Annotated in this window: 17 protein-coding genes; 11 read left to right on the top strand and 6 right to left on the bottom strand. The window is 53.4% G+C overall.

Translation table 11 applies throughout. From position 1 onward, the window contains the following. Positions 1-80 precede the first annotated feature (80 nt). The gene (locus HF324_RS29900; protein ID WP_168861503.1) at positions 81-2,771 is read left to right on the top strand and encodes a hypothetical protein; all 2,691 of its coding nucleotides are present in this window, start codon (positions 81-83) and stop codon (positions 2,769-2,771) included. Between the two features lie 2 nt (positions 2,772-2,773). On the opposite strand, the gene HF324_RS29895 is transcribed toward HF324_RS29900, so the two are convergent. Further along, on the bottom strand, positions 2,774-3,496 hold the full coding sequence (locus tag HF324_RS29895) for a Crp/Fnr family transcriptional regulator (protein ID WP_168807072.1): 723 nt from the start codon (positions 3,494-3,496) through the stop codon (positions 2,774-2,776). 30 nt (positions 3,497-3,526) lie between these two features. Between HF324_RS29895 and HF324_RS29890 the strand changes: the two genes are divergently transcribed. Further along, complete coding sequence (locus HF324_RS29890; protein ID WP_258539327.1) at positions 3,527-4,228, top strand: Crp/Fnr family transcriptional regulator; 702 nt, start codon at positions 3,527-3,529, stop codon at positions 4,226-4,228. Between the two features lies 1 nt (position 4,229). On the opposite strand, the gene HF324_RS29885 is transcribed toward HF324_RS29890, so the two are convergent. From HF324_RS29885 to HF324_RS29875, 3 genes are read right to left on the bottom strand one after another with little or no spacing between them, the layout of a single operon-like run. After that, positions 4,230-4,964, bottom strand: a complete 735-nt coding sequence (locus HF324_RS29885; RefSeq protein WP_168807070.1) for a YoaK family protein — start codon at positions 4,962-4,964, stop codon at positions 4,230-4,232. 13 nt (positions 4,965-4,977) lie between these two features. Further along, complete coding sequence (locus HF324_RS29880) at positions 4,978-5,199, bottom strand: hypothetical protein (protein ID WP_168807068.1); 222 nt, start codon at positions 5,197-5,199, stop codon at positions 4,978-4,980. 11 nt (positions 5,200-5,210) lie between these two features. Next, the gene (locus HF324_RS29875) at positions 5,211-5,810 is read right to left on the bottom strand and encodes a methyltransferase domain-containing protein (protein WP_168807065.1); all 600 of its coding nucleotides are present in this window, start codon (positions 5,808-5,810) and stop codon (positions 5,211-5,213) included. 249 nt (positions 5,811-6,059) lie between these two features. Here HF324_RS29875 and HF324_RS29870 point away from each other — a divergent pair, with 249 nt between their 5' ends. From HF324_RS29870 to HF324_RS29840, 7 genes are all read left to right on the top strand, one after another. Next, complete coding sequence (locus tag HF324_RS29870; protein ID WP_168807063.1) at positions 6,060-6,671, top strand: RNA polymerase sigma factor; 612 nt, start codon at positions 6,060-6,062, stop codon at positions 6,669-6,671. Between the two features lie 74 nt (positions 6,672-6,745). Then, positions 6,746-7,915 carry a FecR family protein gene (locus HF324_RS29865; RefSeq protein ID WP_168861502.1) on the top strand — a complete coding sequence of 390 codons (1,170 nt, stop codon included), beginning with the start codon at positions 6,746-6,748 and terminating at the stop codon, positions 7,913-7,915. A gap of 241 nt (positions 7,916-8,156) precedes the next feature. Next, positions 8,157-11,498, top strand: coding sequence for a TonB-dependent receptor (locus HF324_RS29860; protein ID WP_168861501.1), 3,342 nt, complete (start codon positions 8,157-8,159; stop codon positions 11,496-11,498). Positions 11,499-11,528: 30 nt separating this feature from the next. Then, the gene (locus HF324_RS29855; RefSeq protein ID WP_168807057.1) at positions 11,529-13,211 is read left to right on the top strand and encodes a RagB/SusD family nutrient uptake outer membrane protein; all 1,683 of its coding nucleotides are present in this window, start codon (positions 11,529-11,531) and stop codon (positions 13,209-13,211) included. Between the two features lie 23 nt (positions 13,212-13,234). After that, a complete protein-coding gene (locus tag HF324_RS29850; protein ID WP_168807055.1) occupies positions 13,235-14,278 on the top strand; it encodes a hypothetical protein in 1,044 nt (347 codons plus the stop codon). A 23-nt stretch (positions 14,279-14,301) separates the two neighbouring features. Then, on the top strand, positions 14,302-15,504 hold the full coding sequence (locus HF324_RS29845) for a glycoside hydrolase family 27 protein (RefSeq protein ID WP_168861500.1): 1,203 nt from the start codon (positions 14,302-14,304) through the stop codon (positions 15,502-15,504). Between the two features lie 5 nt (positions 15,505-15,509). Next, positions 15,510-16,937, top strand: a complete 1,428-nt coding sequence (locus tag HF324_RS29840) for a trehalase family glycosidase (RefSeq protein WP_168861499.1) — start codon at positions 15,510-15,512, stop codon at positions 16,935-16,937. A gap of 94 nt (positions 16,938-17,031) precedes the next feature. On the opposite strand, the gene HF324_RS29835 is transcribed toward HF324_RS29840, so the two are convergent. Then, complete coding sequence (locus tag HF324_RS29835) at positions 17,032-19,368, bottom strand: TonB-dependent receptor (RefSeq protein WP_168861498.1); 2,337 nt, start codon at positions 19,366-19,368, stop codon at positions 17,032-17,034. 127 nt (positions 19,369-19,495) lie between these two features. Between HF324_RS29835 and HF324_RS29830 the strand changes: the two genes are divergently transcribed. Together HF324_RS29830 and HF324_RS29825 are read left to right on the top strand one after the other, a co-directional pair. Next, positions 19,496-20,314 carry a helix-turn-helix domain-containing protein gene (locus HF324_RS29830; RefSeq protein ID WP_168861497.1) on the top strand — a complete coding sequence of 273 codons (819 nt, stop codon included), beginning with the start codon at positions 19,496-19,498 and terminating at the stop codon, positions 20,312-20,314. 96 nt (positions 20,315-20,410) lie between these two features. Next, positions 20,411-21,028 (top strand): class I SAM-dependent methyltransferase, encoded by a 618-nt coding sequence (locus HF324_RS29825; protein ID WP_168807045.1) that lies wholly within the window; start codon positions 20,411-20,413, stop codon positions 21,026-21,028. A gap of 41 nt (positions 21,029-21,069) precedes the next feature. On the opposite strand, the gene groL is transcribed toward HF324_RS29825, so the two are convergent. Then, a complete protein-coding gene (groL, locus tag HF324_RS29820; protein ID WP_168807043.1) occupies positions 21,070-22,698 on the bottom strand; it encodes a chaperonin GroEL in 1,629 nt (542 codons plus the stop codon). Positions 22,699-22,710 lie beyond the last annotated feature (12 nt).

Here is a 22,710-nt window from a genome sequence, read left to right as displayed (position 1 = left end):
TTAATTTTTATTGTTTTGTATACAAAATGTATCTATCATTGTAACGGCTTCGTTATCTGTGAATGTAATTATCAACCAACATGTGTATTGTCAATAACAGCAGGCGTCTTCTTCTCATGCTTTCGGGACTGCTTTGGTGGAGCATCGCCGCATCACAACAACTGCAATGGAATGTGGATAAAGCAAAAATCAACCGGCATACAGCGGAGCTGGTGAAAGGCACGGGCAAGATAAGATGGGTAGCGCTGAAACCTGACCGGCCATCTGCCATAGACAGTAGTCATACCCCTGCCGATCTTGTGTTCCAGGTCAGCCTGCCACGGACAGGCACCTACGAAATGATCACCTGCGCCACTACCGCCCAAAACCTCGACTCCCTCGTGAAAATCGGGAAAGTGGAAACATCCCGCATTAAAATACAGTTCCCCGGCCAACGGCCCACCCGGCGCATCGTATTCGACAGCTGGAACCATTCTTTACAGACAGCCGGTAAATTCGACTTTTCCACAACCCGGCAACAGGTGAAAATATGGCTGCCCAAAAATATCCGCCTGCAATACATCGCTTTCAGGCCTTATGTGCCACCTGCCGTACCGGTTGCTGCGCAGCAATATAAGCCTGCCGTCGTGCCGCTTCCGGGAAGACCACGCTTATGGCTAAACGAAGAATCGCTGCCGGTGATAAAGTCGCGCTTACTCACAGGAGAAAATAAAACGGCATGGGAGAAAGTGAAGGCGGCGGCGCTACAACCGTTTGCCTTCGCCTTTGATCCGCAAAAAGAAGTGTTCTATAACGCCGCACTGGAACAGGCGGCAGAAAATAAAGCCTTTTATTACCTCATGACCGGAGACACCGCCATCGGCAGACAGGCGGTGGAGCTGATCACCCATTACCTGGTCATGCTGGAATTCGGAAATGTGAAATACGGAGACATTACCCGCGAAGTGGGCCGCGCCATCTACACCGGCGCGCTGGTATACGACTGGTGTTACCCGCTGATGGACACGTCCGCCAGACGAACGTTACGCTACCACATGATGCGACAGGCCCGCGAAATGGAAATAGGATGGCCTCCCTTTGACAACAGCGCTATTAATGGCCATGGTAACGAAGCGCAGGTCAACCGCGATCTGCTGGCCATGAGCATCGCTGTGTATGATGAAGACCCGCTGCCTTACCGGTACGCCTCCTACATCATCCTGGAGCAACTGGCGCCCATGCGGAAATTTGAATACGCATCGCCACGGCATAATCAGGGCGTAGACTACGGCGCTTACCGTTTCGGATGGGAAATGCATGCGGCCTGGCTGTTCAAACGGATGACCGGCCGGCCCGTTTTCGATGATAACATCAAAGACCTGCCTTACTGGTGGCTCTATATGCGCCTGCCCGACGGTACCATGCTGCATGATGGCGATATGTTCAGTGTGCGTGCCCACCGCAGGGCCGGCTATTGGAAACAACCGCAGACCATGCTGCTCAGTTACGCTTACGCCGATGATCCGGTGCTGAAAGCGGAATTCGAAAGGCAAGGAGGGCTGCCGGATAACCCCGTATTGTTCCTGCTGCTAAACGACCCGGCACTTAAACCGGACACCAGCCTCGCCTCTCTGCCGCTGACGAAAGACTACGGCCACGTCATTGGCAGTATGATTGCCCGTACGGGATGGAACAACCAGCCCAACAGCAACGATGTGATCGCGCAGATCAAAGGCGGCGGTTATCACTTCGGCAACCATCAACATGCCGATGCCGGCGCGCTGGAAATATACTATCACGGTATGCAGCTGGGCCATATAGGACTGTACCTCTCTTATGGCACGCCCTATGACTTTAATTTCAATAAACGCTCCGTTTCCCACAGCATGCTGCTGGCCGTTGACCCGGCGGAACCACTGCTGTTCCGGACCGAAGCTAACGATGGCGGCTCCCGCTTCAGTCAGCGTTTCCCTGTCACGCCACAGGAAACGGTTACGGACCCTTGGTTTAACTATGGCGCCGTTGCCTCTGCGGGCTATGCGCCGCCTTCCGCGGCACAGCCGGGCTACAGCTACTTTAAAGCAGACCTCACCGCCGCCTACACCGCCAAAATGCAGCAATACACCCGCGGCTTCTGTTTCCTTGATCTCGGTCGTGATGACGTGCCCGCAGCGATCATCCTTACGGATGATATGACCACGGCACAGGCGTCTTTCAAAAAATACTGGCAGATCACCACCTGCCAGCAGCCGGAACAGACCAACACCGGTTTCATCTTACACAACACGGTAAACGGCATCACAGGCAAAACGCATGTAAATATGTTACTGCCGGCGCCGGACAACCGGCAGCCGGATATACTGAGCGGAGACAGCGCCACCAGTACTTTCGGGCATCCTTATGTGGTAAACTCTCCGGCGGTGTACCGGATCATGGTATCGCCCAAAGCAGCACGCGTGCACGACCGCTTTCTGACGGTTTTCCAGATGGCCCGCGACAATGCCGCACCGCTGCCGGTCAGCTACTATGAGGCGGCACAGCGTTATGTGGTTACCATCGGCAACCGTATAGTTGTGATGGCCTCCGGTCCAGCGCTGATAGATACAGCATTCCCGCTCACTATTCCCGGCGATCAGGCTTACGAAGTTGTGCTGACCGGTCTTGCGCCGGGCTGCTGGAATGTGCAGGATGAGAGAGGTAACACCGTAAGCGTCATCGATATCGTTGCCGGGAAAAATGCATCGTCTTTCCGTGCAAAAGCAGGCACATATAAGATTTCGCCAGGAAAATAAATTTATGATGGTAACGGCTCGCCGCAGCCGGAAAGGTCCACCAGCTTTTTTACGTCGGTGATACAGATTTTTTTACCGGAAATAGTCAGTACGCCGGCCTGTTTGAAAGCGGATAAAAAGCGGGTCACATTTTCCACGCCGGTACCTACCATATTGGCCAGGTCGGTGCGGGGCACCTGGATGAGAATGTCTTCTCCCGCAGGTGTTTCGTCTTTAAATTTTTCCCGTAAAACAATCAGGGTGATAGCTAACCGCTCCTGTACGGAACGATGGGTGAAAGCGGAAATACTGTTGGTCAGTACCGTAAATTCGTGGCTCAGCGTTTTGAGCAACCGCCGCGCGAGGCTGGCAGAGCGGCTCAGCAGCTGCAGGAAATCGTCTTTAGGGATAAAAGCGATAGTGCTTTCTTCCAGCGTGGCGGCACTGTCGGGGTACCTGCCCCCGGCAAGGATAGCGTGGTAGCCTACCAGTTCACCGGTGTTGGCCACATAGATGATCTGTTCGTTCCCTGCTTTATCGGTCCTGTATTTTTTTACCTTTCCTTTTTGAATATAGTAGATGCCGAAGGCGGGCGCGCCTTCCCGGAATATGACTTCTCCTTTGTTATAACGCTGGGTGGTCATCAGTGAAGTGAGGGCAGCATACTCCTCTGCCGGCAGGTTGCTCAACACGGACCGGGACCGGAAGTTCCATTTGTCGATAGGAAAGAGGCCGGATAAACTCATAGCACCACAAAGGTAATTTTTAATTTTAAAATGCTAGTTTTGATCGCAATGAGCAAAGGCGCTTTCCCGATACATCAGTGGGATTTCAGTAATGAGTCTGTGCTGGTGGACCTCCCGCAGGAGGTGTACGACCGGCTTACTGCCCATAAGACCGAGCGGGTGTATGCACAGCATGAAATCCTTTTCCGCGAAGGGGCTTTCCCTTCCGGGATATTTTATATTGTCAAAGGCAAAGTGAAGAAGTATAAGGCGGACAGGGAAGGGAAGGAACAGATCGTGAACCTGGCCCATACCGGGCAACTGGTGGGCTATCACGCGGTCCTCTCTGAAGAACGTTATCCCGACACCGCCGCGACCCTCGAAAAGAGCACTATCGCTTTTATACCCAAAGAAGACTTTCTTGCCGCGCTGGACCAGTCGCCGTTATTGACCAACCGGCTGCTGACCACGCTCAGTCATGAGTTTGCGGTATTGGTGAATAACCTGACCATGTTCGCCCGGAAGACGGTCAGGGAACGGCTGGCGATGCAGCTGTTGATTGTCCGTGAGAAGTTCAGGGACGACGTCATCAGCCTGAACAGGGAAGACCTGGCCAATCTGGTGGGAACGGCCCGTGAAAATGTGATCAGGGTGCTGGCGGCTTTCAGGGAAGAAGGGCTGGTGGAAACACAGGGCCGCAAAATCATTATCCGCGATGTGGATAAGCTGATGGCGATTGCCAGCTACCCCTAAGCTACGTGGTCGCCGGCGTCTGCATGCGCCGCACCATTTTCCGCAGCCGCACCCGGAAAAGGTCGTAAAACAAAGCGATGACCAGCACGCCTGCGGGCAAATAAAAAGTGTAATAAGACAGCCGCAGAAAAGCATACCCGCCTGCAATACCTCCTCCCAGAAAAAAGAAGATGATCACCAGCCGGAGAACAATTTTTTTCCTGACATCGGTGTTGTGCTGATGCGGATGGAAGAGTACGCTATGAAGATCGATGCCCAGGTCGGTGAACATGCCGGTCAGATGGGTGGTGCGTACCACGTACCCGGAGATGGTGGATACCAGCGCATTCTGCATACCCATGGCAAACAGGAGACTCCCCGCAAAGTATTCCGTCTGTAAAATACTCTGGTCATAGGTATGCCCGAATGTGCCCACCAGTATAAGGATGATCATTTCGCAGAGGATGGGTATCACATAACCCCATCGCCTGAAAGGCCCGGTTTTACCGGAGAAGATGCTGGAGAAAAAAGCGCCTGCCAGGAAGAGCAACAGCCACAATGCTACCATGCGGGCGGCCCTGAAATCGCCGCTGGCCAGTTTTTGGGCCAGCAATGCGGCGTGACCGGTGACATTGGTGGTAAGAACGGCGAAGGCAAAAAGCCCCGCCGCGTTTACCATCCCTGCGGTAAAACACAACAGTACCGCCAGTCGTAGGTTATGCTTGTAACTTCTTTTTTTTCCGGTGTGGCGCAGCATAGGTCAAGCGCTTTTATTGCAGTTCAGGACATCCCCGCAGGCAGATCAGCGCATAGCGGAAGCTGCTCCATTGGGTGCTGTCCCATTCCAGCGGGGATTGGGTTTCCAGCCATGACTGCAGTTGAGCCGCCATGTCATCGTGGGAGATGCCGGAAACGATCTGTGTTACCTGTTGTTTATCTGTGGCCTGTTTTAATGCTTCAATAATTTCTGATATACGTCTGTCTATTACCATGATAATATATTTTATGATCGTTTTACCCACATCTTCAGCAGGAAATCCACGCTGGCATCTACCAGTTGATAGGTGGGAGGTATTTCATCTTCCAGGCTGTGGAAGGTGACTACCCTTGTGCCGGCTGGTTTGTGTGCCAGCCCCTGGAACATCTGCCGGCAATAGTAATGATACAGGCTGGCGGAATACTCCGTGTCCTGGTCAATATGCCCGTCTTCTGCCAGGTTCTCGAAAAAAGCGTTGTAGAAATAAAAGTGATCGAAATCGTCAAAGTCTATCTGGGTAACGTTCCCGTGGATAAACTGCGCGTTTTCGACACCGGTCAGCCGTTGTGCGGAGCGGGCGAAGTTATGCAGTTCCCTGCGTTGTTCGACGCCATAGAAGGTGCTCTCGGGGTAATGATGTGCGCCGATCAGGCAGAATTTGCCGACGCCGCTGCCTACATCGAGGATACGGTCGCCCATACCGGCAGACAGGAAGCGGGCCGCTTTGCGGGCCACTTCTACTGGTGTCCAGTGCCGTCTTGATAATTGCTGAATACGTTGCGGGTACAGCCAGTCAAAAGCTGCATCATTTACATACCACGTCGGGCTTGCGGTTATTTCGTTCATACCGGATGCAAAGTTAGCCTGCCCCGGCGTTGATAGCGTTGATACTTTTCAGGAAAAAAGCTGCAAAAAGTCACTTTTTGAGGGAGTTCCGGAAGGTAATATATGAGAAGAAGCGGATAATTTCCAAGAAGGGCGGACTTTGAATTCGCCCTAAATTTAATACCTTGGAAGAAAATTGCAACCAAAATAATTGATCGCACACCGGGTGGTTTTTTGAGGATGACCAGCCGGGTCTTATCTGTTTTAACATTGCCAACCGTCCAACTATATGATGATACGGCCCTTTTTAAAAAAGTGGCCCTCGGTGATGAAACGGCTTTCCGGACACTCTTCGACCGGTATTGGGATACCGTGTACGGCGTTGCTTTGGCCCTGACCAAATCAGCCAGCATGGCGGACGAGATGGCGCAGGACGTTTTCGTAAAGCTGTGGCTGAAACGGGATAAGCTGGCAGCCGTCGTCAATTTTGAAGGCTACCTGTTTATGGTGGCGCGCAACCATATCTTCAATACTTTCCGCAAAAAAATACAGCTCGCGTCTTTTACAGACCATCTGCTGGACTATGCCGCGGGGCACGTGGCGGCAGCCGATACGCCCGACAAACGCCTGTTGTGCCGGGAACTGGAAACCCTGGTGGCCAAAGCAGTGGACCAGCTGTCGCCGCAACAGCGGTCGGTGTACTGCATGAGCCGGCAACAGGGACTTAGCCAGGAAGAGATCGCAGATGCGCTGGACATCTCCCGGCATACCGTGAAAAGTCATATGAATAAAGCATTACATCTTATCCGCAATTATCTCCGGCAACATGCCACCATCGAAACGCTGCTGCTCTTTTATTTTATGGCGCTGACCGCCCGTTGAAAAAAAAATTTACTTCCGACTCATACCACCACCTTTTACCGGTGTCTTTACAGGCACAGCAACCACCATTGCCCATGGAACAGGCTCATTTGAAAACACTGCTGCAGCGTTATCTGGATAATTCCCTTCCGCCGGAAGAACTGAAGGAACTGATCGCTCACCTGCAGCAGGATGCACAACAGGATACGCTTTTACAGGCAGTGCAGCAGGCACTGGCCGGCGGCGCTTACGCCGTGCCCACTGATGCCGCACAGAAAGATGCCATTTTCCGGAATATCCTGCAAAAGGCGGCGGAGCAGGCAGCACCTGCCGCGCTGCAACCGGTGAAACACCGCTCCGGCCTGTGGAAGGCGGCCGTAGCAGCGATGGTGATCGTGCTGGCAGGTGCAGCGGCATATTTTACTGCCGGCCACCGGCGGACCAGCCACACGCCGGCGCTGGCCCGCCAGGATGTACTGCCCGGCGTCAACAAAGCCGTGCTGATACTGGCCGACGGCCGCCGTATCACGCTCGACAGCGCCGCCAGAGGCACGCTGGCACAGCAGGGCGACGTTACCATCTCCCAGACGGGCAACGGGCAGCTGGACTATAACGGCTCCGGCGCCAACGGAAAAGTAGTGTACAATACCGTTGCCACGCCCCGCGGCGGCCAGTTCCGCATCACCCTGCCCGATGGCACCAAAGTATGGCTCAACGCCGCCTCATCACTGCATTTCCCGACCGCTTTCCCCGCCGGCGAAAGAAACGTGGAGGTTACAGGGGAAGTATATTTCGAAGTGGCCCCGCAGGCGGCAGCCCCCTTTGTTGTAACAGCCCGCGGCACAGCAGTGACCGTACTGGGTACCCGCTTTAACGTAAACGCCTATACGGATGAAGCGTCGGTAAATACCACCCTGCTGGAAGGCAGCGTACGGGTAGCCCACCAGGGACATGCCGTGACGTTAAAGCCCGGTGAGCAGGCGCAGGTGAAAGAAGGCATCCGGGTGCTGGATAACGTGGACACGGAAGCGCTCATGGCCTGGAAAAACGGTCGGTTCTCCTGCAACGATATCCCGTTGGAAGACATCATGCGGCAGATCAGCAGATGGTACAATGTACAGGTGGTCTTTGAAGACCAGATTACCGATACCTACAGTATAGAAATATCCAGGGATGTGCCCCTGTCCAAACTATTACGCTTCCTGGAATTAAGCGGAGGTGTTCATTTTGAAGTCAATGAAAAAACAATCATCGTAAAAAAATAAAGAAAAACAACCATTCGCGCAGTTATCAGATACAATAAAAAACCGGGCGGTGTTCGCGGCACCACCCGGCGGATTGTTGGATCAGGACACTTATACAATCGTTTTCGGGACTGCTAATTGTTTACATCCAAACTTTAACAAAAGTATGCAAAATGTTCTTTGTAATTCCACATTACTGAAAGACTGCCATGCCCGTAAACCAAGGCGGCAAACGGCACTCATGGCCAAAATCGGGTTGATCATGAAGTTGACATTTATTCTTATGCTGGCGCTGATGCTGCAGCTGCATGCGGCTACCAGCGCCCAGACAATCACGCTCTCACTGAAAAATGTTCCGCTCAGGACAGTGTTCAAAGCAATCAGCCGGCAGGGCGGCTACAATTTTGTTTACAACAACAACCTGCTGCAACAAGCCGGCAAGGTGAACGTGGAGGTAAACAATGCGCAGGTGGAGGAAGTACTGAAACAGGTTTTCCGGCATCAGCCTGTCACCTATGAAATCATCGATAAAACGATCATCCTCCGTAAACCGGCCCCTGCGACACCGGCAGAGAATGACCGTGCGGCCGCGCCGGCCGCCATCATCCGCGGCCGTGTGACGGACGAAGCAGGCGAACCGCTCATCGGTGTCACCATCCAGCTGAAAGGCACCTCCGCCGGCGCAGTAACCGGCAGCAACGGCGAGTTCCAGATCAATGTGCCCGACAACTCGCCCGGTATCCTCGTCTTCACTTTTCTCGGAATGGAGAAACAGGAAGTGCTGATCGGCAAACGGGCTCATCTTGATGTGAAGCTGAAACGCTCCGTAGCACAGCAACAGGAGGTGGTCGTGGTAGGCTACGGCACGCAGAAAAAAGCGACGCTCACCGGCTCCGTGGCCACCATCAAGGGAGAAGAAATAGCCCGGGTACCGACGGCCAATGTGTCCAACGGGCTCGCAGGCCACATCCCCGGCGTTATCGCCAATAACCGCTCCGGCCGCCCCGGCGACGATTACTCCGCTATCAGCGTAAGAGGCTTTAACTCCTTCAGCGGAGGTACCGCCCCCCTCATCATCATCGATGGTATCCCCGACAGGAACATGGACCGTATTAATCCCAATGATATCGAAAGCGTTACTGTCCTCAAAGATGCGTCCGCGGCCATCTACGGCGTACGCTCCGCCAACGGGGTTATCCTCATCACCACTAAAAGAGGTAAAGCAGGTAAGCCCACCATCACCTACGAAGGTACCTATGATATCCAGCAGCTCACCCGTATGGACCACCGCGTGAACGCTTGGCAATACATGACTTACTACAATGAACTGAGCGGCTATCAGGGCACATCCCTTCCCTACAAACAGGTGGATATCGATAAGTATAAAGCAGGCAACGACCCCAACTATACCAGCACCGACTGGCTGCGTACGGTGTTCCGCAAAAACGCCCCCCAGACCAACCACAGCATCTCCGTAAGAGGCGGCAGCGAAGCCGTGAAATTTTTCCTCTCCGGCCAATACCTCTCCCAGCAAAGCAACTGGGCCAACAGTGATGAGAACTTCAAAAACTATAACCTGCGTTCCAATATCGATGCGGCTATTTCCAAAAACCTGAAACTGACGCTGGATATCGCTGCCAGAAAAGAAGACCGCAAATATCCCGCCCTCAGCGCAGGAAGCATCCTGCATGAAACGGTGAGCATGTATCCTTTTATCCCTGTACACTGGACAAACGGACTGCCTTCTGCAGGTATCGCTAACGGCAGGAATCCCTATACCATGACATCGTCAGCGGCAGGATATGATAATGTGACCGATCTCTTCGTACAGCCAAAAATCGGTTTCGACTGGCAACTGCCTGCCATCGTAAAAGGGCTGTCCATCAGCGGTTACGCTGCTTTCGATTACCGCCAGCGCAGCGGGAAAAATTTCTCCCGCCCCTGGGACGCCTACACCTACAGCGCCGCTACCAATACTTATAATAACCAGAAAGCCAGCACCGCCATCCTGAGCCTGTCCCAGGATGAACGCTCCTATAACGAAAACACCTATTTTTATAAAATCGCTTTCGACAGAACATTCGGCAAACACAGTATCAATGCTTTTGCCGGATATGAACAAACCGCTTCCACCTACCGGCAAACCATCGCTTTCCGTAAGAACCTGCTGAGCGACCAGCTGGACCAGCTCTTTTCCGGAGGCACCGTTGACCAGAACGCTAACGGCAGCGCCAGCCAGGACGGCCGTGAAAGTTACCTGGGCCGCGTATCCTACGCCTATGCGGATAAATATCTCGCTGAAATAGTAGGTCGCTACAATGGTTCTTTTAACTTCCCGAAAGACAGGCGCTGGGGCCTGTTCCCGTCTGTATCGCTCGGGTGGCGCATCTCTGAAGAAAGTTTCTTCAAAGACCGTGTGAAGTTTGTGGATAATCTGAAACTGCGTGCTTCATGGGGTATCATGGGAAGCGACGCCGTAGCCAAATACCTCTACCTCGCCCGTTATTCGCTGGTGAGCAATATGAGCCTCGATTATTTCTATAGCCCCAGGCAATACAATACCTATTTCGGGTCTTCTTATGCCGAGGCCACTGCTTTGTACCTGGCTTCCGCTCCCAACGCCAATATTACCTGGGAAAAACAGGATACGCGCAACTTTGGACTGGACGCTACATTGTTGAACAACCGGTTAAACCTGACCGTCGATTATTTCCGCAACGTGCGGAAAGATATCCTGGCGCCCAGGAACGCATCAGTACCGTTATATACCGGCCTTATCCTGCCGGACGAAAATATCGGCAGAACACTGAACAGGGGCTTCGACTTCATTGTCAGCTACAACGGTCAGGCACGTGCCGTGAAATATAACGTGGGCGCCAACTTTACCTACGCGAAAAGTAAAGTGCTGTTCCGCGACGAGGCTCCCAATATCCCCGATTATCAAAAATCTACCGGCCTGCCGATCGATTCATGGGTAGTATTTGAAACCAATGGTATCTATCATACGCAGGAAGAAGTGGATAAATCACCCCATATGGCGGGCGCCAAAGCGGGAGACCTGTGGTTGGTGGATAAAAACGGCGACGGCGCCGTCACCTACGACGACCAGGTACGCATACCCGAATCAGCCACACCGAAAATTGTATTCGGTATCACGATGGGCGCCGAATACAAAGGGCTCGCGGTAGACCTGGTATGGGCCGGGCAAACGGAAGCCAAACAGCTGATCATCCCGCAGGGACAGAGCGCTGTAGTAGCCCCGCCACAATGGTTATACGATGGCCGTTGGACGCCGGATAATCCCAACGCCGAATATCCCCGCGCCTTCAACTCCAAAGATCCCAGGAATAACGTCTACGCCGACTTCTGGCTGGTAGACGCTTCTTTCCTCCGCCTGAAATCCGCGCAGGTCTCCTATAACATTCCGAAAAATCTCTACCGCAGCATCGGCATAGAGAATATCCGGGTGTTTGTAAGCGGCTTCAATCTTTTCTCCATCGACAAGATGAAGAAATTCTACCGCGATCCGGAAACCAATGATATTACGGGTATCAACTATCCGCAAACCAGGATTTACCGCGCTGGTATCACCATTGGCCTGTAACCACTTTTATGACATTTAAATCTATCTACTGTGAAAAGAATATACCGGAGAATAGGTACTGCATTATTTGCTGCTTTGTTTTTTACAGCCTGTCAGAAAGATGTGCTGGATAAAGTGCCATTGGATTCCTTCTCAGACGAATCTGTCTGGAAAGACCTGCGCCTCGCCCGGGCCTTTGCCGAGTTCCAGTATAACATTCTGCCCGGCGCCGGTCATTACTGGAACACCCTGAGTAACCGCTCCTGGGCGCTCTCCTCCGCCTGTGATGAAGCCTTCAACAGGTTCGATGACTACAATGCCGTTGTCATGAATTCTGGTTCCCTTACCCCGGACAACCTGAGCAATTTTGACATCTGGGAAGAAACGTACAAACGCATCCAGGATTGTAATCTCTTTCTGTCCAGGATAGACGGCGTGCCCGGCGATGATGCCGTACGCGGCCGGTTGAAGGCTGAAGTCACGTATCTGCGTGCCTATGCCTACTTTAAACTTATCAGCGATTATGGCGGCGTGCCGCTGGTGACCAAACCCTTTGACCTTAACAGTAATTTCGTTATGTCGCGCAGCACTTTCGATGAATGTGTGTCGTTCATCGTGAAAGAATGTGATGCCGCCGCCGCCGTACTTCCCGGTAGTTATGGTAACAACGCGGCCGAACTGGGAAGGGCGACCAAAGGCGCAGCCCTGGCGCTGAAGTCACGGGTACTGCTATACGCTGCCAGCCCGCAATGGAACACCGGCAATGATAACGCCAGATGGCAGAAGGCATCCGACGCCGCCAAAGCAGTGATCGATATGCCCAACTACCAGCTGTTTACCGGCGCATACCCCATCCTGTTTACCACCTACAATACGGAGCTGATCATGACCCGCGGTACCAATAAACAATACCAGTGGTCTTCTTTCCAGGGCGTCGAAATGTTCCTGGCTCCCAATGGTTTCCGCGGCTGGACTTCTTTTGCGCCCAGCCAGGGCCTGGTAGACGCTTTTGGTATGGCCAACGGAAAAGACATCAGCGATCCGGCTTCCGGGTATGATCCGCAGCACCCCTATGCCAACCGCGATCCCCGCTTCTACCAGGATATCCTTTGCGATGGCCTTCCTTATGGCAGACCGGAATATTTCAAAGACCGCTACGATGCCGGTCATAGCAATGAGGTAGAGACCTACGAAGGCGGCCTGGATACCGAAACCGGGTGGGACACCTGGAACTCCAGCTATACCCGCTACAGCTTCCGTAAATACCAGGATACCACCTACAACTACAGGGTGGAAACACAAACCAACAAATTCTGGGTAATAGCGCGGCTCTCAGAGATATACCTGAACTATGCAGAAGCCGAATTTCACCTTGGACATGAGGACGTGGCCCGCCAGTACCTGGACCTGCTGCGTCACCGAGCCGGTATCACCACCGATCTCCCCGGTACGCTTGCCGGTGCAGCCCTGCTGAAGAAGATACAGAATGAAAGACAGGTAGAGCTGTGCCTCGAAGGTCATCGGTACTACGATGTGCGCCGATGGAAAATCGCCGGTGAAACGGAAAACAAACCGCTGAACGGTATGAAGATCGTGAAGAACGCCGACGGCACCAAAACCTATACTGTCATCAAAGTACAGGACCGTGTGTTTAAGCCGGAGCATTATCTGCTGCCTATTCCCCGCGACGAAATAAGAAGGACCAACCTGCCTCAGAATCCAGGATATAAATGATAACCATTAAAGTGATCAGCCGCATGAAACACCGATGCATCCTGGCACTACTGCTGGTAATAATGGGGGCGTGCAGGAAAAGCACCGCCCCCGCCGGTGGTAGCAGTCAGCATGACAAAATACAACTCACCGTCACCGCGCCGGAAACGGGTTACATCTATCTCGACGGCGCCTATACCGGCGTGCAGGCGCCGGGCAGTATCGCCGTCACCAGCGGTAAACATGTAGTAGGCGTGACCCTGCGTAACTCCTGGCAGTACCTGCGAAAAGAAAGCAATGTCACCGCCGCCACTACCATGAACTTCACCGCAGCAGACAAACCTGCTCCCAAAGTATGGAAAGCTCTTTGGATAGGACTGTACGAGACAAAAGGCATTACCTCTTCCGGTGAATGCAGTACGCATTTCTCCCAGGCCGACCTGAACATGGGTTACGATTTTTTTCAATGGAGCCTCCGGCAGCATTTTGAGAAATATGCCTACAATACGATCCATTGGGAGACGGTGCGGAAAGATATCACCCTGCCGGTAACGCTTACCCGTTCACCGGGCGGTAACTTCACGGTAGAACCGTCTGCCATCGCAGCGTTGATGCCGGAGATACAACCCGGCGCTTACGACTGCGTATTCGTTTTCTGGCGGGAGAGCGAAGGGACCTGTAGCTTTAAAAGCAACTACTTCGGCCTCGCATGGACCAACCCGCTCAGGGAAAGTATCAAAACAGGATACGTCACCATCAAGTTCGATGCGGCTGCCAGCCTGGCCGACAGGATCAGCTACTACAAAACGAATGATCCCGGCGTATGGCTGCATGAATGGCTGCATACCGTAGGCGAAAACTTCTACCAGGACAAAGGCCTGCAGCTGCCGCGTAAAGCCGGTGACGGCCTCACCGTCCATGCCGCGGAAATGTATAACTACGTTTTCCCGTGGATGGACTGGTACCGCGACTTTATGGCGGGCACCGTAGTCAACACCGGCGGAACACCGCTTTACCTCGGCATAGGCCCCGAAGCGATGCTGGGCTGCTCCCTCCGGGAGAAAGCCGCCGCCACTTGTCAGGATTAATTGTTCATCATCTCACAAAAAAAATGAAAAAACTGATATCCGGTATGCTGGCGTTAGCGCTGGCACATACTACCGCTGCACAGAAATTCGAAGGCCTGGCGCCTACGCCGCCCATGGGCTGGAACAGCTGGAATACTTTCCAGACAGGCATCAATGAAAAGCTGATCATGGAAACGGCAGATATCATGGTGTCTTCCGGCATGAAAGCCGCCGGCTACACTTACCTCGTGCTCGACGACGGCTGGATGGCCATGGAGCGCGACAGCGCCGGTAACCTGGTGCCTGACCCGCAGAAGTTCCCCCATGGCCTCAAAGCGGTGGTGGACTACGTACACGGCAAAGGCCTGAAATTCGGAATGTACAACTGCGCCGGCACGCTCACCTGCGCTAAATACCCCGGCACCCGCGGCTACGAATACCAGGATGCGCGCAACTATGCCGCCTGGGACATCGACTACCTCAAATACGACTGGTGCAATACCCACGGTATCAACGCTAAAGAAGCCTATACTACCATGAGCAACGCACTGCGCAAAGCAGGCCGGCCTATGATCTTCAGCCTGTGTGAATGGGGCGTGAACAAGCCATGGGAGTGGGGCGCCCCGGTAGGCCAAATGTGGCGCACCACCGAAGACATCTGGCAGGTGTTCGACTCCGTACACAGCCATGGCACCTGGGATGCCCTCAGCGTGATGCGCATCGCCGATATACAGGATAGCCTGCGCCGTTACTCCGGCCCCGATCACTGGAATGACCCGGACATGCTGGAAGTAGGTAACGGGATGACCTACACGGAAGACAGGACCCATTTCTCGCTCTGGGCCATGATGGCAGCTCCGCTGATGGCCGGCAACGATATCCGGAAGATGACGCCCGCGACTAAAGCCATACTCACCAACAAAGACGTGATCGCCATCGATCAGGACCCTTTGGGGATACAAGGCTTTAAATTTTCAGAGAAAGACAGTCTGCAGATATGGTGCAAACCCCTGCAGCGCGGCGACTGGGCCGTTTGTTTCCTGAACCGCAGCAGCCACAATGCTGCAGTACATTTCAACTGGAAGGAGACTGCCATAGCGGACAACGTTTTCCATCATACGTTGAAACAGGACATTCATTATACCCTGTACAACGTATGGACAGGCAAAAATGAAGGCACTACCCGGAAGCCGTTCAACGCGGTGATTAAGCCACATGATATCGTGATGTTCCGGTTAAAGCAATAGTACACATGAAACGACTCCTGATCATAGGCTGCCTGCTCGGCAGCAGCATCACAGCCCTTTCGCAGGGTGCTGTTTTTACGACTACCGATACGGCCGTACAGCAGGCTTACCGCTGGGCTGCCGGTATGGTACAGCATTACCGCGGTAATCCCGGTGATGCTGTGGGCCCGTGGTATGAGGCCGCGCTGCCTGCCCGCAACGCTTTCTGTATGCGCGATGTGGCGCACCAAACCATCGGCGCCGCCATCTGCGGACTGGACAAAGAGAACCGTAATATGCTGCGCGCTTTTGCCTCGCATATCGCGGAGAAAAGAGACTGGTGCTCGTACTGGGAGATCAACAAATGGGGACTTCCGGCGCCGGAAGACTATCGCAACGACCGCGAATTCTGGTACAACCTGAACGCCAATTTCGATATGCTGTTTGCCTGCTGGAAGCTGTACCGGTGGACCGGCGACAAATCGTACATACAGCATCCGGTGTTCACGCATTTTTTTGAGAAAACAGCGAATGAATATATCCGCCGGTGGGTGTTGCAGCCTGATTCGCTTTTTTCACGGCCGTTGCATCCGAATGCACCGTCGCCTTTCAATAAACAGGACTATTTCCATCGCTGCCGCGGGCTGGCTTCCTACGTGGAAAATGTACCGGACCTGAAAATGGGAGTGGACCTGATAGCGGCTATCTACCGTGGACTGTCATCGTTATCGGCGATAGCGCAACTAAACGGCGAAGTTGCCAAAGCAGCGCGTTATGAAAGCATGGCCCGTCAATACCGTGAAAAAATAGATGCCCACTGGTGGAACAGCGGCGATCAACGTTATTATACGTGGTACAACAGCGAGGGCCGGTTTGGAACAGGGGAGGGGGAGATGTTCCTGCTGTGGTTCGATGCATTGAAAGACACTGCCAGGAGCAGGCAGACAATGGAGTATCTTATGGCAGGCCGGTGGAATGTTGAAACAACCTCCTACCTGCCGGTGATCTGCTACCAGCAAGGGTACTGGCAACAGGCGCGCCGGTATGTGCTGCAGCTGTCCGACCCCGCTACTACGCGGCGGGAGTATCCGGAAGTGTCTTTTGGCGTGGTGGAAGGGATCGTCCGCGGATTGATGGGAATAGAACCGGATGCTGCGCAGGGGCGCATTACTACCCTTTACCGGGGACAGTCCGGCGATACGGCTGCTGTGCGCGGACTGCAGGTGATGAATACCATCGTCACGGTTACGCACACCGGAAAACAGACCGTTTTTCAGCATTCGGGCAAACAGCCGTTGTGCTGGCGGGCGGCTTTCGCAGGGAAGCATGACCGTATCCTGGTACAAAATGTGGCCATGGCCGCCCGTTACCAGGCAGATAACAACGGACGGATAATATCTTTCGTTGAGGTAAAGGCGCCTGCCGGTAAAAGCATACAGGCAACGATAAAGTAAAGCGGGACGACTGTAACCGAGAGCATTATAAACAAACAAAAGGCCCTGGAGCAACTGCTTCAGGGCCTTTTGTTTGTTTATAGTGCCGTATGGATTAGTAATTAACGGTAACGCCTATATTAAACGCGGTGCCTCTTCCTTTGGAATAGAATCCGGGGATCATGAACCATTGGGACCTGGCAGGGAAATAATCTGCGTTGAACACGTTTTCAATGCCTAAGGTGAGCATGGTGCTGCGGGTTACGCGGTAGCTGGCGTTGAAATTAACCAGGTGGTAGGGCTTCACGATGCCTTCGTTGCCTTTATACAATCCGCTGGGCAGCTTATCGAAGCGGTCGCGTTTCAGGATGCCGTTGTAGTGTACCTGTAATTCCAGTCCGCTCAGCGGCCGGTAAGCGATGCTGCTGCCTACTTTCGGGGCGGCAATGCGGCGGCCGTTGAGGTACATGTTATAGTGGCCGGTGCGGCCGGTATCGGCTTTGCCTTCCACATAGCTGAAAGCCAGGTTCAGGTCTATTTTGGATATGGGCTGGTAGTGCGCGGTGGCTTCAAAGCCATAGATACGTTCGGGTGTACGGCTCACGTTAAACAGATCGGTAGCGGCGTCGTATACCATTTCGGCGCCCAGTTTGGAGGTGCTGATAAAGCCGGTCAGTTCAAAACGGAATTTTTGTGCTTTGCTGACGAAGCCCAGTTCATAGTTATTCACCAGTACTGCTTCTGTATTGATTTTGCTGATGTTGTCCACTTTGGCGTCGCGCAGGGCGAGGCCTACGTCAGCCACGGAGAAGCCCTGGGAGAAGCTGGCGTAAGGCTGGAAGGCCGGGAACCGGTTGTAACGGACACCCACGTTGAACAGGGTGGAGGTGTAAGTGAGGTCGCCGCCTTTTACTGCAAAGCTGGGCGTGATAGTTTGACCGCTGGCGTTGGTGATGCGCAGGGTGGTATAATCCTCCACGCTGATTTTCACTCTTTCCATCCGCACGCCGCCTTTCAGGATCAGGTTGTCCAGCAGTATCCACTGGGTTTCCGCAAAAGGTGCTACGTTGAACATATTCATTTCCGGCACCCAGATACGGCCGTCTACCAGGGGCTGGGAGGTGATGTCGTTGACAAAGTCCGCACCGTAAGAGAGGCTGCCCTGGCGGGTGATGGGGGAGTTGAACATAAAGCGGAAGCCTTTTTTCTTTGACAGCGTATGGGATTGACCATCGCCGCCTTCAAAACGTCCGAGGGATACGTAGAACACATCGTCCCGGGATTCGTAGTAGGCGTCTGTTTGCAGGCTGGTACCACCTATCAGGCTGTCGGCATGCCAGGACAGCTGCAGGTTGTGGTTACCGTTGATGCCCGTCGGTTTACCGGTTTGTTTGCCCAATACGCCGGTGGCAGGCTGTTCTGTGAGATAGTTGCCATTCACGAGCGTGTAGTTGGAGTTTTGCTGGCTGTTGTAGTAGTTGTACATCAGCTGGATGCGCTGGCGGCGGTTGGGGGCGTAACCCAGTTTCACAAAAGCGTTGTAGCTGTCGGTTTCGCCAAGGCTGTAGTTGGTGCCTACCAGTTTTCCTTTGGCATCTTTCCATTCGCCGGTGCGTTCGTATACACCGCTCACAGCGTAATCAAATTTTCCGAGCTTCCCATGCAATAATTGTCCGATACGTCCGCCGGTGCTACCTTTCAGGCTGGCCAGGGAGCCGGTGAGATTGATGGAGGTCCTGCCGGCAACAGGCGTATTGTCTTTAGGCGTGAGTGTGATGTAGTTGATCAAACCGCCGGAAGCGCCGTTGCCATAGATGGCGGTGGCGCCTTTGATCACGTCGATGCGTTCCAGCACTGCCGGATCGATAGACCGCAGGTCTACCTCGCCGTTACGCAGCGGGGTGGATTGCGGGATGCCGTCAATCATGATGAGCACCGACCGGCCGCGGAGGGACTGCCCCACATTGCTGTTGGTTTGTGCCGACGGCGCGAGGCCGGGAACTTCATTGGCAAGTATCTGGGTGATGTCGGAGGTGACAGCAAGGTTGTCTTCCAGCGTTTTGCGGGTGAGGACGGTCACGGAAGAAGGGACGTTGTCCAGTGATTCCGGTTTGCGGCTGGCGGATACGATCACTTCGCCGAGGGCGCGGGTGGATTGTTCCAGCATCCAGTCGGCCGTAGCCTCGCCGGCGGCGAAGGACCGGGTTTGCGGGGTATAGCCCATCAGGCTGACCGTCAGCGAAAACGTGTCCGGCCGGTTGATGGAGAGCGAATATTTCCCGTCTTTATCGGTGAAAGTGGCTGTTTTTGTGCCGTTGACCCTGATGGTGGCATGTCTGAGCGGTCCTTCGGAAGATTGTACAGTACCGCTTATGGTGGTTTGCGCTACTGCAGCCATGGTAACCAGGCTGAGAAAAAAGCCTGTGACAGTGGCTTTGAATGAAGTGATCATGGTTGGATGTCGAAATTTTTGCAAAATTATCTTGTATAATTGACGGTGGTTAATCGAATCGGGAATTTCTTTTACCAGGAAGGGAAAAAAAATCGGATGCAGGAAATCATTAATTTGAAAGTTCAATATGAAAAATATTCCGGTTAGAAATATCCGGCGTGGCCATCCCGGGGACTTTGGTATACAGGATATCGCGGAGATGACGGCTGGTAAAGGAATGGTGCAGGCGCTGCACCGGCATGATTTCTTTTATGTGCTCGCCCTGGAGAAAGGCGCTGGAAAACATGAAGTAGATTTTGTACCCTACGTCATTGGCAATCATGCCGTTTATTTTCTGCGGCCCGGCCAGGTACACCAGCTCCGGCTCAATGCCGGAAGCACCGGCTTTATGATGCAGTTTACCACCGGCTTTTGTCACCATACGCAGCTGCTGCGCAGGGTAGGTGCCTGCAATGCCTATGTAGACCGGGAAGGCAACGTCCTTCGGGTGTTGAAAGACATCTTCCGGGAATATCAGCAACAGCAGGCGCAATACCGGGAGGTCATCCAGTCCTCGCTACACATTTTTCTGATAACATTGCTCCGGCTGCAGCAACAGCCGGCGACAGATAACGCCAACACCTATACGCAGGAGCGCCTGGAGGCGCTGCTGTCGCTCCTGGAAACACATATCCACACGCAGAAAAGAGCATCGCAGTACGCGGCCATGTTACATCTTTCGCTGTATCAGCTGAATGCCGTTACCCGGGCGGCGCTGGGGAAAACCGTGTCAGCACTGATCAATGAACACATCATACTGGAAGCCAAAAGACTCCTGCTGGCCACCACCGCGCAGGTGAGCCGGATAGCGGAGCAGCTGGGCTATGAAGATGTGTCTTACTTTATCCGTTTCTTTAAAAAACAGACAGGGTACACGCCGGAGGCGTTCAGGAGTAATAACGGCTGATGTGCCAGTATTAATTTAACCGCCATCCTGTTGAATTCCATTTTTGTCCTGTTCTTCTGCTGAAAGCCCTTGGTAACTTTACAGCAAACGATCCATATGAAACAGAAATGGGATGAAAGATACCGGCAGGAGGGATTCGCCTATGGGAAAGAGCCCAATGAATTTTTCCGGGAATGGTTGCCTAAGTTCACGCCGGGCGCCATACTGATGCCTGCCGACGGCGAAGGCCGCAACGGCGTGTTCGCCGCGCAACAAGGATGGCAGGTCACTTCCTTTGACCAGAGCGATACCGCAAAGGTAAAAGCTGAGCAATTGGCAGCAGAGCGGGAAGTAACATTGAATTACATCGTCGGCAACCTTGAAGACCTCCGTTTTGAGGAAGCCTCCTTCGATGCGATGGGCCTGATATATGCCCACTTTGCAGGTAATAAAAAAGCACAGTTTCACCGGCAACTGGATGCTTGCCTCAAACCGGGCGGTGTCATTATTTTTGAGGCATTCAGTAAAAAGCATCAGGGTTTTAAAAAAGCTGATCCCCGCGTGGGCGGGCCAGACGCATTGGATGACCTGTATTCACAGGAAGAGATCATTACAGATTTCGGCAATTATGATGTCCTGCTGCTGGCCGAAGAAGAGGTATTGTTGAATGAAGGCAGTTTTCATGCAGGGAGAGGATCGGTTATCCGGTTTGTGGGGCGGAAGAAAAACGTATAGGCGGTAACGGAGGGACGACTCCCCCCGTTACCTTTTGTGAATTAATAGTCCATGCCTCCCATGCCTGCAGGGGCGGTGGCAGGAGCTTCTTTCTTCGGTTTGTCGGCCACCACACATTCGGTGGTGAGTAACATGCCGGCGATAGAAGCTGCATTTTCAAGTGCAATGCGGGTTACTTTAGCGGGGTCGATAACGCCTGCCTGTAGTAACGGTTCATATTGTTCGGTCCGGGCATTGAAGCCGTAGTCGCCCTGGCCTTCTCTGATTTTCTGTACCACAACGCTGCCCTCTATGCCGCAGTTGGACACAATCTGGCGCAGGGGTTCTTCCACTGCTCTTTTCACCAGGGCGATGCCTGTGTTTTCATCGGCGTTCAGTCCTTTTAAGTCCGGCAGGGCCGCCACCGCACGTACATAGGCCACCCCGCCGCCGGGTACGATGCCTTCTTCTATGGCTGCGCGGGTGGCGTGCAGGGCGTCGTCCACCCGGTCTTTTTTCTCTTTCATTTCCACTTCGGTAGCAGCGCCTACATACAGTACGGCCACGCCACCGCTGAGCTTAGCCAGTCTTTCCTGTAGTTTCTCCTTATCGTAGGTGGAAGTCGTGGTGCTGAGCTGTGCCCTTATCTGGGCAATGCGGCCATCGATATCTTCTTTGTTGCCATGGCCGCCCACGATGGTGGTATTGTCTTTGGTGATGATCACAGAAGAAGCGGTACCGAGGTGGCTGAGATCGGCGTTTTCGAGCTTATAGCCCTGTTCTTCGCTGATAACGGTGCCTTTGGTGAGGATAGCAATGTCCGCGAGCAGGTCTTTCCTTCTGTCGCCAAATCCGGGTGCTTTTACGGCGGCTATTTTGAGCGTGCCACGGAGCCTGTTGACTACCAGTGTGGCGAGTGCTTCACCATCCAGGTCTTCCGCGATGATGAGCAGCGGTCTTCCGCTCTGGGCTGTTTTCTCCAGGATATGGAGAATGTCTTTCATCACGCTGATTTTTTTATCGCAGATGAGAATGTAGGGGTTGTCCAGCTCGGCCTGCATTTTTTCCGGGTTAGTCACGAAATAGGGAGAGAGATAGCCCCGGTCGAACTGCATCCCTTCCACTACTTCTACGGTAGTGTCGGTGCCTTTGGCTTCTTCTACCGTGATAACGCCTTCTTTGCCAACTTTACCGAAGGCTTCGGCGATCAGTTTGCCGATCGTATCGTCGTTGTTGGCGGAAAGTGCGGCTACCTGGCGGATCTTTTCTTCGGTATGGCCTACTGGCTGCGCCTGTGTCTGCAGGTTGGCCACAATGGCTTCCACCGCTTTGTCGATGCCGCGTTTCAGGTCCATAGGGTTAGCGCCGGCGGCTACATTTTTAAGGCCTTCGCCAATAATAGCCTGTGCCAGTACAGTAGCGGTGGTGGTGCCGTCACCTGCAATGTCGGCTGTTTTGGAGGCGACTTCTTTAATCATCTGGGCGCCCATGTTTTCAATCGGGTCTTCCAGCTCTATTTCTTTGGCTACACTAACGCCGTCCTTCGTGATGTGGGAGGCGCCGAATTTCTTTTCCAGTACTACGTTACGGCCTTTGGGGCCCAGTGTAACCTTCACGGCGTTGGCCAGGGTGTCAACGCCTTTCTTCATTTTGTTTCTTGCTTCGAGGTCAAAGAAAAGTTGCTTTGCCATAGGATTGTTCTT

The sequence above is a fragment of the Chitinophaga oryzae genome, assembly GCF_012516375.2.
GTDB classification, from domain to species: domain Bacteria; phylum Bacteroidota; class Bacteroidia; order Chitinophagales; family Chitinophagaceae; genus Chitinophaga; species Chitinophaga oryzae.
Note: the sequence above shows the minus strand (reverse complement) of the source record. Positions and strands in the feature narration are given on the sequence as shown.

Excerpts from the sequence above, each read along its gene's own strand:
- HF324_RS29900 (WP_168861503.1), top strand. The coding sequence starts at position 81 with ATGTGTATTGTCAATAACAGCAGGCGTCTTCTTCTCATGCTTTCGGGA.
- HF324_RS29895 (WP_168807072.1), bottom strand. The coding sequence starts at position 3,496 with ATGAGTTTATCCGGCCTCTTTCCTATCGACAAATGGAACTTCCGGTCC.
- HF324_RS29890 (WP_258539327.1), top strand. The coding sequence starts at position 3,527 with ATGCTAGTTTTGATCGCAATGAGCAAAGGCGCTTTCCCGATACATCAG.
- HF324_RS29885 (WP_168807070.1), bottom strand. The coding sequence starts at position 4,964 with ATGCTGCGCCACACCGGAAAAAAAAGAAGTTACAAGCATAACCTACGA.
- HF324_RS29880 (WP_168807068.1), bottom strand. The coding sequence starts at position 5,199 with ATGGTAATAGACAGACGTATATCAGAAATTATTGAAGCATTAAAACAG.
- HF324_RS29875 (WP_168807065.1), bottom strand. The coding sequence starts at position 5,810 with ATGAACGAAATAACCGCAAGCCCGACGTGGTATGTAAATGATGCAGCT.
- HF324_RS29865 (WP_168861502.1), top strand. The coding sequence starts at position 6,746 with ATGGAACAGGCTCATTTGAAAACACTGCTGCAGCGTTATCTGGATAAT.
- HF324_RS29860 (WP_168861501.1), top strand. The coding sequence starts at position 8,157 with ATGAAGTTGACATTTATTCTTATGCTGGCGCTGATGCTGCAGCTGCAT.
- HF324_RS29850 (WP_168807055.1), top strand. The coding sequence starts at position 13,235 with ATGAAACACCGATGCATCCTGGCACTACTGCTGGTAATAATGGGGGCG.
- HF324_RS29845 (WP_168861500.1), top strand. The coding sequence starts at position 14,302 with ATGAAAAAACTGATATCCGGTATGCTGGCGTTAGCGCTGGCACATACT.
- HF324_RS29840 (WP_168861499.1), top strand. The coding sequence starts at position 15,510 with ATGAAACGACTCCTGATCATAGGCTGCCTGCTCGGCAGCAGCATCACA.
- HF324_RS29835 (WP_168861498.1), bottom strand. The coding sequence starts at position 19,368 with ATGATCACTTCATTCAAAGCCACTGTCACAGGCTTTTTTCTCAGCCTG.
- HF324_RS29830 (WP_168861497.1), top strand. The coding sequence starts at position 19,496 with ATGAAAAATATTCCGGTTAGAAATATCCGGCGTGGCCATCCCGGGGAC.
- HF324_RS29825 (WP_168807045.1), top strand. The coding sequence starts at position 20,411 with ATGAAACAGAAATGGGATGAAAGATACCGGCAGGAGGGATTCGCCTAT.
- groL (WP_168807043.1), bottom strand. The coding sequence starts at position 22,698 with ATGGCAAAGCAACTTTTCTTTGACCTCGAAGCAAGAAACAAAATGAAG.